This window comes from Escherichia sp. R1, assembly GCF_003000935.1.
GTDB lineage: Bacteria > Pseudomonadota > Gammaproteobacteria > Enterobacterales > Enterobacteriaceae > Escherichia > Escherichia coli.
This window is the reverse complement of the sequence record NZ_PSRU01000031.1, coordinates 1-14,737: the sequence shown is the minus strand read 5'-3', so window position 1 is coordinate 14,737 and position 14,737 is coordinate 1. Positions and strand designations below refer to the sequence as shown.

Here is a 14,737-nt window from a genome sequence, read left to right as displayed (position 1 = left end):
ATGTTACATATTGCGGACAAAACGTTTGATTCACATCTGTTTACTGGCACCGGAAAATTCGCCTCTTCACAACTGATGGTGGAGTCTATTCGCGCTTCCGGCAGCCAACTGGTGACGCTGGCGATGAAACGTGTCGACTTGCGCCAGCACAACGACGCTATCCTCGAACCGCTTATCGCGGCGGGTGTGACCCTGCTGCCGAATACTTCCGGGGCGAAAACCGCGGAAGAAGCCATTTTCGCCGCCCATCTGGCACGTGAAGCGTTAGGCACAAACTGGCTAAAATTGGAGATTCACCCTGACGCCCGCTGGCTGTTGCCCGATCCCATCGAAACCCTGAAAGCCGCCGAAACGCTGGTACAACAGGGATTTATCGTGCTGCCTTACTGCGGAGCCGATCCGGTATTGTGTAAACGTCTGGAAGAAGTCGGCTGTGCAGCGGTGATGCCGCTCGGCGCGCCGATTGGCTCGAATCAGGGACTGGAAACCCGCGCCATGCTGGAGATTATTATCCAGCAGGCCACCGTTCCGGTGGTTGTCGATGCTGGCATCGGCGTTCCCAGCCATGCCGCGCAGGCGCTGGAAATGGGGGCCGACGCGGTGTTAGTGAATACGGCGATTGCCGTCGCGGACGATCCCGTCAACATGGCGAAGGCATTTCGTCTGGCGGTAGAAGCAGGCCTGCTGGCACGTCAGTCCGGACCGGGCAGCCGCAGTCATTTTGCTCATGCCACCAGCCCGCTGACTGGATTTCTGGAGGCATCGGCATGAAAACCTTCAGCGATCGCTGGCGACAACTGGACTGGGATGACATCCACCTGCGTATCAACGGCAAAACGGCTGCTGACGTAGAGCGGGCGCTAAATGCCTCGCAACTCACCCGCGACGACATGATGGCATTGCTATCACCCGCCGCCAGTGGCTATCTGGAACCACTGGCCCAGCGAGCGCAACGTCTGACTCGTCAGCGATTTGGCAACGTCGTCAGCTTCTACGTCCCGCTTTATCTTTCCAATCTTTGCGCTAACGACTGTACTTATTGCGGATTTTCTATGAGCAACCGCATCAAGCGCAAAACGCTGGATGAAGCGGATATTGCCAGGGAAAGCGCCGCTATACGGGAGATGGGCTTTGAACATCTGCTATTAGTCACTGGTGAACATCAGGCGAAAGTGGGGATGGATTACTTTCGTCGTCATCTCCCTGCCCTGCGTGAACAGTTCTCTTCACTACAGATGGAAGTGCAACCGCTGGCGGAGGCGGAATATACCGAGTTAAAACAGCTTGGCCTCGATGGAGTAATGGTTTATCAGGAGACATATAATGAGGCGACTTATGCCCATCATCATCTGAAAGGTAAAAAACAGGACTTCTTCTGGCGGCTGGAAACGCCGGATCGGCTAGGGCGTGCGGGGATTGATAAGATAGGCCTCGGCGCGCTAATCGGCCTTTCCGACAGCTGGCGAGTTGACTGCTATATGGTTGCCGAACATTTGCTATGGCTGCAACAGCATTACTGGCAAAGCCGCTACTCTGTCTCCTTCCCACGCCTGCGTCCATGTACTGGCGGCATTGAACCTGCGTCGATTATGGATGAACGCCAGTTAGTGCAAGCCATCTGCGCTTTCCGGCTGCTTGCACCGGAGATTGAACTGTCACTCTCCACGCGGGAATCACCGTGGTTTCGCGATCGCGTAATTCCGCTGGCAATTAATAACGTCAGCGCTTTTTCGAAAACGCAGCCAGGTGGCTATGCCGACAACCACCCCGAGCTGGAACAGTTCTCACCGCACGACGATCGCAGACCGGAAGCGGTTGCTGCCGCGTTAACCGCTCAGGGTTTGCAGCCGGTATGGAAAGACTGGGACAGCTATCTGGGACGCCCATCGCAAAGGCCATGAGACAGAATGTAAGAACGTAAATTTATTCCGAGCAGCTCCGGAAGATGAAAAACGCAAGGTTGTTGAAAGCGTTGTGTTTTTTTATGGTAGTCCCGTCAACAGGAATGTTGTCCAGGGCGAAAAGCTTCTTCCTCGTTTCGCCCTGCCTTTCTTAAAAATTCCGTGAAGACTTTGCCCTCTGAATAACACCCATAAAAAAACCCGCCGAAGCGGGTTTTTACGTTATTTGCGGATTAACGATTACTCGTTATCAGAACCGCCCAGACCTGCGTTCAGCAGTTCTGCCAGGCTGGCAGATGCGTCTTCTGCAGTCACCTGCGGTGCAGCCGGAGCTTCACCCGCAGCACGGCGACGCATACGATCCTGGTGGTACGCATAACCGGTACCTGCCGGGATCAGACGACCCACGATAACGTTCTCTTTCAGGCCGCGCAGTTCGTCGCGTTTGCCCGCAACGGCTGCTTCGGTCAGCACGCGAGTGGTCTCCTGGAACGATGCCGCGGAGATGAAGGACTCGGTTGCCAGAGACGCTTTGGTGATACCCAGCAGATCGCGGGAGTAAGTTGCACCCACTTTGCCGTTCGCTTCCAGTTCGCGGTTTGCGATCTTGACGCGAGAGTATTCAACCTGTTCACCTTCCAGGAAGTCGGAGCTGCCCGCGTTAACGATGGTAGCTTTACGCAGCATCTGACGAACGATAACTTCGATGTGTTTATCGTTAATCTTAACGCCCTGCAGACGGTATACGTCCTGTACTTCGTTAACGATGTAACGAGTCACAGCATGAACACCACGCAGACGCAGAATGTCGTGCGGCGCTTCCGGACCGTCGGAAATTACGTCACCACGTTCTACACGTTCACCTTCGAACACGTTGAGCTGACGCCATTTCGGAATCATCTCTTCGTACGGATCGCTACCGTCTACCGGGGTGATAACCAGACGACGTTTACCTTTGGTTTCTTTACCGAAGGAAACGATACCGCTGATTTCAGCCAGGATTGCCGGCTCTTTCGGACGACGTGCTTCGAACAGGTCCGCAACGCGCGGCAGACCACCGGTGATGTCCTTGGTACCGCCGGATTCCTGCGGAATACGCGCCAGGGTGTCACCAGAGCTGATCTGTACGCCATCTTCCAGCTGAACAATCGCTTTACCCGGCAGGAAGTACTGCGCAGGCATATCGGTACCCGGGATCAGAACGTCGTTACCCTGAGCATCAACGATTTTCAGTGCCGGACGCAGATCTTTACCACCTGCGGTACGTTCTGCGGAATCCAGAACCACCAGCGAAGACAGACCTGTCAATTCGTCGGTCTGACGAGTAATGGTCTGGCCGTCGATCATGTCAGTAAAGCGTACAAAACCGCTTACTTCGGTGATAACCGGCATGGTGTGCGGGTCCCAGTTTGCAACGGTTTCGCCGCCAGCAACCTGTTCGCCATCGCCTTTCGCCAGTACCGCACCGTAAGGTACTTTGTAGCTTTCTTTGGTACGACCGAATTCGTCGATCAGTTTCAGTTCGGTGTTACGGGAAGTGATAACCAGTTTACCGCTGGAGTTCACAACCGACTTCACGTTGCTGAGCTTGATGCTACCTTTGTTTTTCACCTGGATGCTGGATTCAGCAGCCGCACGAGATGCCGCACCACCGATGTGGAACGTACGCATGGTCAGCTGTGTACCCGGTTCACCGATGGACTGTGCCGCGATAACACCGATTGCTTCACCTTTGTTAATGATGTGGCCACGCGCCAGGTCACGACCGTAGCAGTGCGCACATACACCAAAGTCGGTGTCACAAGATACAACAGAACGTACTTTAACCGCGTCGACAGAGTTCTCTTCCAGCAGGTCACACCACTGTTCGTGCAGCAGCGTGTTGCGCGGAACGAGGATATCAGCAGTACCCGGCTTCAGAACGTCTTCAGCAGTTACACGACCCAATACGCGATCGCGCAGCGGCTCTTTAACGTCACCACCTTCGATAACCGGAGTCATCATGATACCTTCATGAGTACCACAATCGTCTTCGGTAACCACCAGGTCCTGCGCCACGTCAACCAGACGACGAGTCAGGTAACCGGAGTTCGCCGTTTTCAGTGCGGTATCCGCCAGACCTTTACGAGCACCGTGGGTGGAGATGAAGTACTGGAGTACGTTCAGACCTTCACGGAAGTTCGCGGTGATTGGCGTTTCGATGATGGAGCCATCCGGCTTCGCCATCAGACCACGCATACCAGCAAGCTGACGAATCTGTGCCGCAGAACCACGCGCACCGGAGTCGGCCATCATGTAGATGCTGTTGAAGGAAACCTGCTTCTCTTCCTGACCGTCACGGTTAATAACGGTTTCAGTTTGCAGGTTATCCATCATCGCTTTGGATACACGATCGTTCGCCGCAGCCCAGATATCGATAACTTTGTTGTAGCGTTCGCCCGCAGTTACCAGACCAGACTGGAACTGCTCCTGAATTTCAGCAACTTCTGCTTCTGCCTCGGAGATGATTTCGTGTTTCTTCTCCGGGATGACCATGTCATCGATACCAACAGATGCACCAGAACGCGCTGCATATGCAAAACCGGTATACATGATCTGGTCCGCAAAAATAACGGTCGGTTTCAGACCGAGAATGCGGTAGCAGGTGTTCAGCATTTTGGAGATTGCTTTTTTACCCAGCGCCTGGTTGACGATGGTGTAAGGCAGACCTTTCGGTACAATCATCCACAGAATGGCACGGCCAACAGTCGTGTCTTTCAGGCTGGTTTTCGCTACTAATTCACCGTTAGCATCTTTTTCATACTCGGTGATACGCACTTTAACGCGCGCATGCAGAGAAGCCAGACCAGAGCGATACAGACGTTCTGCTTCTTTCGGGCCAGTCAGCACCATGCCTTCGCCTTTGGCGTTAACACAGTCGCGGGTCATGTAGTACAGACCCAGTACAACGTCCTGAGACGGAACGATGATTGGTTCGCCGTTCGCCGGGGACAGGATGTTGTTGGTAGACATCATCAGCGCACGCGCTTCCAGCTGGGCTTCCAGCGTCAGCGGTACGTGAACAGCCATCTGGTCACCATCGAAGTCGGCGTTATATGCCGCACAAACCAGCGGGTGCAGCTGGATAGCTTTACCTTCGATCAGTACCGGTTCAAATGCCTGGATACCCAGACGGTGCAGAGTCGGTGCACGGTTCAGCAGTACCGGGTGTTCGCGGATCACTTCGTCCAGGATATCCCAAACGACAGCTTCTTCGCGCTCAACCATTTTCTTCGCAGCTTTGATGGTGGTAGCAAGACCACGCAGTTCCAGCTTGCCGTAGATGAACGGTTTGAACAGCTCCAGCGCCATTTTCTTCGGCAGACCGCACTGATGCAGACGCAGGTATGGACCTACGGTGATTACAGAACGACCGGAGTAGTCAACGCGCTTACCGAGCAGGTTCTGACGGAAACGACCCTGTTTACCTTTGATCATGTCGGCCAAAGATTTCAGAGGACGCTTGTTAGAACCGGTGATTGCACGACCGCGACGACCGTTATCCAACAGGGCGTCAACCGCTTCCTGCAGCATACGTTTTTCGTTACGTACGATGATGTCCGGCGCAGCCAGATCCAGCAGACGTTTCAGACGGTTGTTACGGTTAATGACGCGACGATACAGATCGTTCAGGTCAGAAGTCGCGAAACGACCACCATCCAGCGGAACCAGCGGACGCAGATCTGGCGGCAGTACCGGCAGAACGGTCAGGATCATCCACTCTGGTTTGTTACCAGACTGAACGAACGCTTCCAGCAGTTTGATACGCTTGGTCAGCTTTTTACGCTTGGTTTCGGAGTTGGTTTCGTTCAGCTCTTCACGCAGCTGTTCGCACTCTTGCTCCAGATCCATGCTCTTCAGTAGAGCCTGGATTGCTTCCGCACCCATCTTCGCGTCGAATTCGTCACCGAACTCTTCCAGCGCGTCCAGATACTGCTCTTCAGTCAGGATCTGCTGACGTTCCAGGTTGGTCATACCGCCTTCGATAACCACATAGGATTCGAAGTACAGTACGCGTTCGATATCGCGCAGCGGCATATCGAGCAGCAGGCCGATACGGGACGGCAGCGATTTCAGGAACCAGATGTGCGCAGTCGGGGAAGCCAGTTCGATGTGGCCCATACGCTCACGGCGTACTTTAGTCTGGGTCACTTCAACACCGCACTTCTCACAGATGACGCCACGGTGTTTCAGGCGCTTGTACTTACCGCACAGGCACTCGTAATCTTTTACCGGCCCAAAGATACGGGCGCAGAAAAGGCCGTCACGTTCTGGTTTGAACGTACGGTAGTTGATGGTTTCCGGCTTTTTAACTTCACCGAAAGACCATGAACGGATCATGTCTGGCGAAGCCAGAGCAATTTTGATCGCATCAAACTCTTCGGTTTTAGTCTGCGCTTTCAGAAACTTTAATAAATCTTTCACGGATTTGCTCCCGTCGGAGTTAGCACAATCCGCTGCCGGGTTTTACCCCGACAGCAGTGACCTGTTTGAGCGAGAATTACTCGTCTTCCAGTTCGATGTTGATACCCAGCGAACGAATCTCTTTCAACAATACGTTGAAGGATTCTGGCATGCCCGGCTCCATCTGATGGTTGCCGTCCACGATGTTTTTATACATCTTAGTACGGCCGTTCACGTCATCAGACTTAACGGTGAGCATTTCCTGCAGGGTGTATGCTGCGCCATATGCTTCCAGCGCCCACACTTCCATCTCCCCGAAACGCTGACCACCGAACTGTGCCTTACCACCCAGCGGCTGCTGAGTAACCAGGCTGTAAGAACCGGTGGAACGCGCGTGCATCTTGTCGTCGACCAGGTGGTTCAGTTTCAGCATGTACATGTAACCAACGGTTACCGGACGCTCGAACTGTTCACCAGTGCGACCGTCGTACAGGCGGATCTGACCAGAAGTCGGCAGGTCGCCAAGTTTCAGCAGCTCTTTAATTTCTGCTTCTTTCGCACCGTCGAAGACCGGCGTTGCGATTGGCATACCTTTGCGCAGGTTTTCAGCCAGACGCATAACTTCTTCATCGCTGAAGGTACTCAGGTCAACTTTCTGACGAACATCAGCGCCCAGATCGTACGCACGCTGGATGAATTCGCGCAGTTTCGCGACTTCTTGCTGCTGTTTCAGCATGGCGTTGATCTTGTCGCCGATACCTTTCGCAGCCATACCCAGGTGGGTTTCGAGGATCTGACCAATGTTCATACGAGACGGTACGCCCAGCGGGTTCAGTACGATGTCTACCGGAGTACCGTTTTCATCGTAAGGCATATCTTCGATCGGGTTGATCTTAGAAATTACACCCTTGTTACCATGACGGCCTGCCATCTTGTCACCAGGCTGGATACGGCGTTTAACCGCCAGATATACCTTAACAATCTTCAGCACGCCCGGTGCCAGATCGTCGCCCTGGGTGATTTTGCGGCGTTTCGCTTCGAGTTTCTTCTCGAACTCGTGTTTCAGTTCGTCATACTGCTCAGCCAGCTGTTCCAGCTGATTTTGTTTCTCTTCGTCGGTCAGGCCCAGCTCCAGCCAGCGATCGCGCGGCAGTTTGTCGAGTTTCTCAGCTTCAACGCCACCGGCTACCAGCACAGCACGGATACGGCTGAACAGACCCGCTTCGAGGATCTGCAGTTCTTCAGACAGGTCTTTCTTCGCCTGTTTGAGCTGCATTTCTTCGATTTCCAGCGCACGTTTGTCTTTTTCTACGCCATCGCGAGTAAAGACCTGAACATCGATAACCGTACCGGATACACCGTTTGGTACGCGCAGAGAAGAGTCTTTAACGTCAGACGCTTTCTCACCGAAGATCGCACGCAGCAGTTTTTCTTCTGGGGTCAGCTGAGTTTCACCTTTCGGCGTTACCTTACCAACCAGAATGTCGCCACCGGTCACTTCCGCACCAATGTAAACGATACCGGATTCATCCAGTTTGGAGAGAGCAGCTTCACCCACGTTCGGGATGTCAGCGGTGATCTCTTCCGGCCCCAGCTTGGTATCACGGGACACACACGCCAGTTCCTGAATATGGATGGTGGTGAAACGGTCTTCCTGAACAACACGCTCGGATACGAGGATGGAGTCTTCGAAGTTGTAACCATTCCACGGCATGAACGCTACGCGCATGTTCTGACCAAGCGCCAGTTCACCGAGATCGGTGGACGGACCGTCTGCCAGCACGTCGCCGCGTTCTACCGGTTCACCCAGAGACACACACGGCATCTGGTTGATACAGGTGTTCTGGTTAGAACGGGTGTACTTGGTCAGGTTGTAGATGTCGATACCTGCTTCACCCGGATACATCTCGTCTTCGTTAACTTTGATAACGATACGGGAAGCATCCACGTACTGAACGACACCACCACGTTTAGCAACCGCAGTTACACCGGAGTCAACGGCAACAGCACGTTCCATACCCGTACCAACCAGCGGCTTATCAGCACGCAGAGTCGGAACGGCCTGACGTTGCATGTTCGCACCCATCAATGCACGGTTGGCGTCATCGTGTTCCAGGAACGGGATCAGGGACGCACCGACGGATACCACCTGCTGGGTGGATACGTCCATGTAGTCAACCTGGTCGCGGCTGAACAAGCTGGATTCGCCTTTGCTACGGCAAGTTACCAGGTCTTCTACGAAGTGGCCTTCTTCATCCAGGTTGGAGTTCGCCTGGGCGATAACGTAGTTGCCTTCTTCGATAGCAGACAGATAGTGAATTTCGTCAGTTACAACACCGTCGGTCACTTTACGATACGGAGTCTCAAGGAAGCCGTATTCGTTAGTCTGTGCGTACACGGACAGGGAGTTGATCAGACCGATGTTCGGACCTTCAGGGGTTTCGATTGGACATACGCGACCGTAGTGAGTCGGGTGTACGTCTCGAACTTCGAAGCCTGCACGTTCACGGGTCAGACCGCCTGGGCCGAGTGCCGAGATACGACGTTTGTGCGTAATCTCAGACAGCGGGTTGTTCTGGTCCATAAACTGAGACAGCTGGCTGGAACCGAAGAACTCTTTCACTGCTGCGGAAATCGGCTTGGCGTTGATCATATCCTGAGGCATCAGGGTATCCAGATCGCCCAGAGACAGACGCTCTTTCACCGCACGCTCTACACGTACCAGGCCAACGCGGAACTGGTTTTCCGCCATTTCGCCAACAGAACGGATACGACGGTTGCCGAGGTGGTCGATATCATCAACTTCGCCTTTACCGTTACGGATATCGATGAGCTTTTTCATAACATCAATGATGTCGTCTTTGCTCAGGATACCGGAACCTTCGATTTCTTCGCGCAGCAGAGAACGGTTGAACTTCATACGACCAACCGCAGACAAGTCATAGCGGTCTTCGGAGAAGAACAGGTTCTCGAACAGGCTTTCAGCAGCTTCACGAGTCGGCGGCTCGCCAGGGCGCATCATACGGTAGATTTCTACCAGTGCGCTCAGACGGTCGTTAGTTGGGTCGACACGTAAGGTTTCAGAGATATATGGGCCGTGATCCAGATCGTTGGTGAACAGCGTTTCGATACGCTTATGACCAGACTGGCTCAGCTTAGCCAGCAGATCCAGGCTCAGCTCCATGTTCGCTGCGCAGATCAGCTCGCCGGTAGACTCATCAATGTAGTCTTTAGCAACCACTTTACCTGCGATGTACTCAACCGGAACTTCGATCAGCTTGACGTCGTCTTTTTCCAGCTGGCGAATATGGCGCGCAGTAATGCGGCGGCCTTTTTCTACGTACACTTTACCGTTAGCTTCGATGTCAAAAGATGCGGTTTCACCACGCAGGCGTTCCGGCACCAGTTCCATCTGCAACTTGTTATCACGGATTTCAAAGATAACTTTTTCAAAGAACAGGTCGAGGATCTGCTCTGTGGTGTAGTTCAGGGCACGCAGAATGATTGTCGCAGGTAGTTTACGGCGACGGTCGATACGTACGAACAGGTTGTCCTTCGGATCGAATTCGAAGTCCAGCCAGGAACCACGGTAAGGGATGATGCGCGCGTTATACAGCACCTTACCCGAAGAGTGGGTTTTACCTTTGTCGGAGTCAAAAAAGACCCCCGGACTACGGTGCAGCTGGGAAACGATAACACGCTCAGTACCGTTGATAACAAAGGTACCGTTGTCCGTCATGAGCGGAATTTCGCCCATGTAGACTTCTTGTTCTTTAATGTCTTTTACGGTGCCTTCCGGCGCTTCGCGCTCATAGATCACCAGACGCAGTTTAACGCGCAGCGGTGCGGAATAGGTCACGCCACGGATTTGACATTCCTGGACGTCAAACACCGGTTCGCCAAGGCGGTAGCTGACGTATTGCAGCTCGGAATTACCGCTGTAGCTCTGAATCGGGAATACGGAACGGAAAGCAGCTTCCAGACCATACTGCCCTTCAGGATCTTGCTCGATAAATTTCTGAAACGAGTCAAGCTGGATAGAAAGGAGATAAGGTACATCCAGAACTTGTGGACGTTTACCAAAATCCTTACGAATACGTTTTTTCTCGGTATAGGAGTAAACCATAGGGTTCCTCAGCTCGCTGACAAGTCGACCCATCTGTCCATTGAGCGGACAGTTTGTGCAACACTATTTTGTTGACCGGAAAATGGAACACTTTCCGCAATGCCTGTTGCTATCACGCTTAAACCATTTCATTGCGATTTACACAGAACGGGCGTCCTGTCGCAGTATATTAAGTCGTCGATAGAAACAAGCATTGAAAGGCACAGCAGTAGTCAAACAGTGTGAAACGCTACTGGCGCCTTACAGCGCAAAAAGGCTGGTGACTAAAAAGTCACCAGCCATCAGCCTGATTTCTCAGGCTGCAACCGGAAGGGTTGGCTTATTTAACTTCAACTTCAGCGCCAGCTTCTTCCAGAGCTTTTTTCAGTGCTTCTGCGTCGTCTTTGCTCACGCCTTCTTTCAGAGCAGCCGGTGCAGATTCAACCAGGTCTTTAGCTTCTTTCAGACCCAGGCCAGTTGCGCCACGTACTGCTTTGATAACAGCAACTTTGTTAGCGCCAGCAGCTTTCAGAATTACGTCGAATTCAGTTTTTTCTTCAGCAGCTTCAACCGGGCCAGCAGCTACAGCTACAGCAGCAGCAGCGGAAACACCGAATTTTTCTTCCATTGCAGAGATCAGTTCTACAACGTCCATTACAGACATAGCTGCAACTGCTTCAATGATTTGATCTTTAGTGATAGACATTTAAATTGTTCCTGAATATCAGAATAAGTTTATACGTAAGCGAATGCGTTAAAAAGATAACTGCGATTAAGCAGCTTCTTTCGCATCGCGTACAGCAGCCAGAGTACGAACCAGTTTGCCAGCCGAAGCTTCTTTCATGGTTGCCATCAGGCGTGCAATTGCTTCTTCGTAGGTCGGCAGAGTTGCCAGGCGGTCGATCTGAGACGCCGGGATCAGCTCACCTTCAAAGGCAGCGGCTTTGACCTCAAATTTTGCATTCGCTTTCGCGAACTCTTTGAACAGACGAGCAGCAGCGCCCGGGTGTTCCATAGAGTATGCAATCAGGGTCGGACCAACAAACGCATCTTTCAGGCACTCGAACGGAGTACCTTCAACAGCACGGCGCAGCAGGGTGTTACGAACAACACGCATGTATACGCCAGCTTCGCGACCTGCTTTACGCAGTTCAGTCATTTTATCTACAGTTACGCCACGGGAATCCGCAACTACTGCAGACAGCGCGCCTTTGGCTACTTCGCTGACTTCAGCAACAATCGCTTGTTTGTCTTGAAGATTTAAAGCCATTAGCTTTGCTCCTGGATGTTTGCCAGAGAAAATCTCTGGAACTCACTTCACTCCTCCAAACGGAGAGAGCGTCTTAATTACGGTGAGCAGAAACAAGCCAGAATATAAAAGAATAATCTTAGCGTTCTGTCACCGTCTACGCAGGGGATTAAGTTTCTTGCGAAACTCCTGCGGTCTTCGACGGAGGCCTGGATAGGCCAGGCTCCAACGAACAAATCTTTTTAGCTGCTAACTTTCGTTAGCATACGTGGGGGTAAGATTGTAGACAAAATCACCGCCCACGTAAAGGCATTAGTTTACAGAAGCGCTCAGGCCAGCCTGGTCAACTGCAACACCTGCACCCATGGTGGTAGAGATGCTAACTTTCTTGATGTACACGCCTTTCGCCTGAGTCGGTTTTGCTTTTTTCAGCGCAACCAGCAGAGCTTCCAGGTTTTCTTTCAGTTTGTCAGCGTCAAAGTCCACTTTACCGATGGTGGTGTGGATGATGCCGTTTTTGTCGTTACGGTAACGAACCTGGCCAGCTTTAGCGTTTTTAACCGCTTCAGCAACGTTCGGCGTTACAGTACCCACTTTCGGGTTTGGCATCAGGCCGCGCGGACCCAGAACCTGGCCCAGCTGGCCAACAACGCGCATTGCATCCGGAGAAGCAATAACAACGTCAAAGTTCATTTCGCCTTTCTTGATCTGGTCAGCCAGATCTTCCATACCTACCAGTTCAGCACCTGCAGCTTTAGCAGCTTCAGCGTTTGCACCCTGGGTAAATACGGCTACGCGAACGGAACGGCCAGTACCGTGCGGCAGTACAGTTGCACCACGTACGTTCTGGTCAGATTTACGAGCGTCGATGCCGAGGTTAACAGCTACGTCCACGCTTTCTACGAATTTAGCAGTCGCCAGTTCTTTCAGCAGAGCGATAGCTTCGTTGATGTCGTACTGTTTGGTTGCATCAACTTTCTCGCGGATAACACGCATGCGCTTGGTCAGTTTAGCCATTTCTTAGTCCTCCACTACCAGGCCCATGGAACGTGCAGTACCTTCGATGGAGCGAGTCATCGCTTCAATGTCGGCACCAGTCATGTCGGCAGCTTTGGTCTGCGCGATTTCCTGCAGCTGAGCGCGGGAAATTTTACCCACTTTGTCTTTGTTCGGCTTACCGGAACCAGACTTGATACCAGCCGCTTTTTTCAGCAGAACTGCTGCCGGCGGAGTCTTGGTAACGAAAGTGAAAGAACGGTCAGCGTAAACAGTGATTACTACCGGAATCGGCAGACCTTTTTCGATGGAATCAGTTTTTGCGTTGAACGCTTTGCAGAATTCCATGATGTTTACGCCCTGCTGACCCAGAGCCGGACCTACTGGCGGACTCGGGTTAGCCATACCAGCTGCAACCTGCAGCTTGACATAGGCTTGTACTTTCTTAGCCATTATAAATTCCTCAAGTTGGGTAATAACGCCTCTGAGAGGCTCCCCGTGATATAAAAAATCGTTTTACGGGCAAGGCCCATAAAAACAAAAGGCGCGAAATTGTATTCCAATCTCGCGCCTTGTGCAACGATTAAATCGCCGCTTTTTTGATCGCTGGGTTAAGCTTTTTCAACCTGGCTGAAGTCCAGCTCTACAGGGGTCGCACGACCGAAGATAGAAACAGACACTTTCAGACGAGATTTCTCGTAATCAACTTCTTCAACAACGCCGTTGAAGTCAGCGAACGGACCATCATTAACACGGACCATTTCACCCGGTTCAAACAACGTTTTCGGACGCGGCTTATCACCAACCTGCTGCAGGCGGTTCATAATCGCATCGACTTCTTTATCGCTGATTGGCGCAGGACGATCGGAAGTACCGCCGATGAAGCCCATCACACGCGGTACGCTGCGCACCAGGTGCCAGCTCGCGTCGTTCATCACCATCTGAACGAGGACGTAGCCAGGGAAGAATTTACGTTCGCTTTTGCGACGCTGACCGCCACGGATTTCAACCACTTCTTCGGTTGGTACCATGACTTCACCAAACAACTCTTCCATGTTGTGTAATTTGATATGCTCACGCAGCGACGTTGCTACGCGGCCTTCAAAACCGGAAAACGCCTGAACGACGTACCAGCGCTTTTTAGGAGCTTCAGACATCTCAGAACCTCAGGCCAGTGATAAAGGATACCAGGCGAACCAGAATACCATCCAGTCCCCACAGGATCAGTGACATTACTGCGGTAACCGCAGCCACAATCAGCGTGGTGTGCAATGTTTCCTGGCGAGTCGGCCAAATGACCTTACGGACTTCGGTACGCGCTTCACGGGCAAAAGCAACGGTTGCTTTACCTTTTGTCGTTAACAGCGCGACACCACCCGCTGCAGCAATCAGAATTACTACGGCCAGCGCACGCAGCGGCAGCATAATGTCGCGATAAAGGTAGTTGCCGACAATCGCTACCAGGAGCAATGCCACCACAACGACCCACTTCATCGCTTCCAGGCCGCGCCCGCTTCCTTGAGCTTCGGTATTCGCACTCATAAACCAACCTGTCAGAAGTATTCTACAAACATTTTCACCCCGCGATCGCGAGGCAAACCAAATCGAAACGCGTATTAGCTTTTCGGATTATACGCCCTCAACAGAGCCTGTCTCAGCAATGATTATGACAAAGAAAATCACTGATGAGCCAGGTTCTGGTACGAAAGCGTGCAAAAAGGGCATCAAATGATGCCCTTTTAGTGCGCATTGCGTCAAATGTTATCGGCAATTAGCTCAGAACTTTTGCTACAACGCCCGCGCCAACGGTACGGCCGCCTTCACGGATTGCGAAACGCAGACCGTCGTCCATCGCGATCGGGTGGATCAGGGTAACAACCATTTTGATGTTGTCGCCCGGCATTACCATCTCTACACCTTCCGGCAGTTCGATGGTACCAGTCACGTCAGTAGTACGGAAGTAGAACTGCGGACGGTAGCCTTTGAAGAACGGAGTATGACGACCGCCTTCATCTTTGGACAGAATGTACACTTCAGATTCGA

General features: G+C 52.4%; 10 protein-coding genes and 1 pseudogene. 2 read left to right on the top strand and 9 right to left on the bottom strand.

Going from position 1 to position 14,737, the window contains the following annotated elements; all coding sequences use genetic code 11:
* Entirely contained in the window at positions 1-771 is a 771-nt protein-coding gene (thiG, locus tag C4F37_RS25005) for a thiazole synthase (RefSeq protein WP_000902349.1), read from the top strand.
* The gene (gene thiH / locus C4F37_RS25000) at positions 768-1,901 is read left to right on the top strand and encodes a 2-iminoacetate synthase ThiH (protein WP_001540373.1); all 1,134 of its coding nucleotides are present in this window, start codon (positions 768-770) and stop codon (positions 1,899-1,901) included. Before thiG ends, thiH begins: the two co-directional genes overlap by 4 nt.
* A gap of 240 nt (positions 1,902-2,141) precedes the next feature.
* On the opposite strand, the gene rpoC is transcribed toward thiH, so the two are convergent.
* From rpoC to tuf, 9 genes and pseudogenes are all read right to left on the bottom strand, one after another.
* Positions 2,142-6,365: a DNA-directed RNA polymerase subunit beta' gene (rpoC, locus tag C4F37_RS24995; RefSeq protein WP_000653952.1), complete on the bottom strand. Its 4,224-nt coding sequence runs from the start codon at positions 6,363-6,365 to the stop codon at positions 2,142-2,144.
* Positions 6,366-6,441: 76 nt separating this feature from the next.
* On the bottom strand, positions 6,442-10,470 hold the full coding sequence (gene rpoB / locus C4F37_RS24990) for a DNA-directed RNA polymerase subunit beta (RefSeq protein ID WP_000263098.1): 4,029 nt from the start codon (positions 10,468-10,470) through the stop codon (positions 6,442-6,444).
* Positions 10,471-10,789: 319 nt separating this feature from the next.
* Positions 10,790-11,155 carry a 50S ribosomal protein L7/L12 gene (gene rplL, locus C4F37_RS24985; protein ID WP_000028878.1) on the bottom strand — a complete coding sequence of 122 codons (366 nt, stop codon included), beginning with the start codon at positions 11,153-11,155 and terminating at the stop codon, positions 10,790-10,792.
* Positions 11,156-11,221: 66 nt separating this feature from the next.
* Positions 11,222-11,719 (bottom strand): 50S ribosomal protein L10, encoded by a 498-nt coding sequence (gene rplJ, locus C4F37_RS24980; RefSeq protein ID WP_001207201.1) that lies wholly within the window; start codon positions 11,717-11,719, stop codon positions 11,222-11,224.
* A gap of 291 nt (positions 11,720-12,010) precedes the next feature.
* Entirely contained in the window at positions 12,011-12,715 is a 705-nt protein-coding gene (rplA, locus tag C4F37_RS24970; protein ID WP_001096684.1) for a 50S ribosomal protein L1, read from the bottom strand.
* A 3-nt stretch (positions 12,716-12,718) separates the two neighbouring features.
* Complete coding sequence (rplK, locus tag C4F37_RS24965) at positions 12,719-13,147, bottom strand: 50S ribosomal protein L11 (protein ID WP_001085926.1); 429 nt, start codon at positions 13,145-13,147, stop codon at positions 12,719-12,721.
* A 158-nt stretch (positions 13,148-13,305) separates the two neighbouring features.
* Positions 13,306-13,851: a transcription termination/antitermination protein NusG gene (nusG, locus tag C4F37_RS24960; protein ID WP_001287521.1), complete on the bottom strand. Its 546-nt coding sequence runs from the start codon at positions 13,849-13,851 to the stop codon at positions 13,306-13,308.
* 1 nt (position 13,852) lies between these two features.
* The gene (secE, locus tag C4F37_RS24955; protein WP_001275702.1) at positions 13,853-14,236 is read right to left on the bottom strand and encodes a preprotein translocase subunit SecE; all 384 of its coding nucleotides are present in this window, start codon (positions 14,234-14,236) and stop codon (positions 13,853-13,855) included.
* Between the two features lie 229 nt (positions 14,237-14,465).
* Positions 14,466-14,737: pseudogene (gene tuf / locus C4F37_RS24950) on the bottom strand (elongation factor Tu); the annotation flags it as partial.

What these genes read in the sequence shown, in the direction of transcription:
- thiG (WP_000902349.1), top strand. Translation starts at nt 1, where the DNA reads ATGTTACATATTGCGGACAAAACGTTTGATTCACATCTGTTTACTGGC.
- thiH (WP_001540373.1), top strand. Translation starts at nt 768, where the DNA reads ATGAAAACCTTCAGCGATCGCTGGCGACAACTGGACTGGGATGACATC.
- rpoB (WP_000263098.1), bottom strand. Translation starts at nt 10,470, where the DNA reads ATGGTTTACTCCTATACCGAGAAAAAACGTATTCGTAAGGATTTTGGT.
- rplL (WP_000028878.1), bottom strand. Translation starts at nt 11,155, where the DNA reads ATGTCTATCACTAAAGATCAAATCATTGAAGCAGTTGCAGCTATGTCT.
- rplJ (WP_001207201.1), bottom strand. Translation starts at nt 11,719, where the DNA reads ATGGCTTTAAATCTTCAAGACAAACAAGCGATTGTTGCTGAAGTCAGC.
- rplA (WP_001096684.1), bottom strand. Translation starts at nt 12,715, where the DNA reads ATGGCTAAACTGACCAAGCGCATGCGTGTTATCCGCGAGAAAGTTGAT.
- rplK (WP_001085926.1), bottom strand. Translation starts at nt 13,147, where the DNA reads ATGGCTAAGAAAGTACAAGCCTATGTCAAGCTGCAGGTTGCAGCTGGT.
- nusG (WP_001287521.1), bottom strand. Translation starts at nt 13,851, where the DNA reads ATGTCTGAAGCTCCTAAAAAGCGCTGGTACGTCGTTCAGGCGTTTTCC.
- secE (WP_001275702.1), bottom strand. Translation starts at nt 14,236, where the DNA reads ATGAGTGCGAATACCGAAGCTCAAGGAAGCGGGCGCGGCCTGGAAGCG.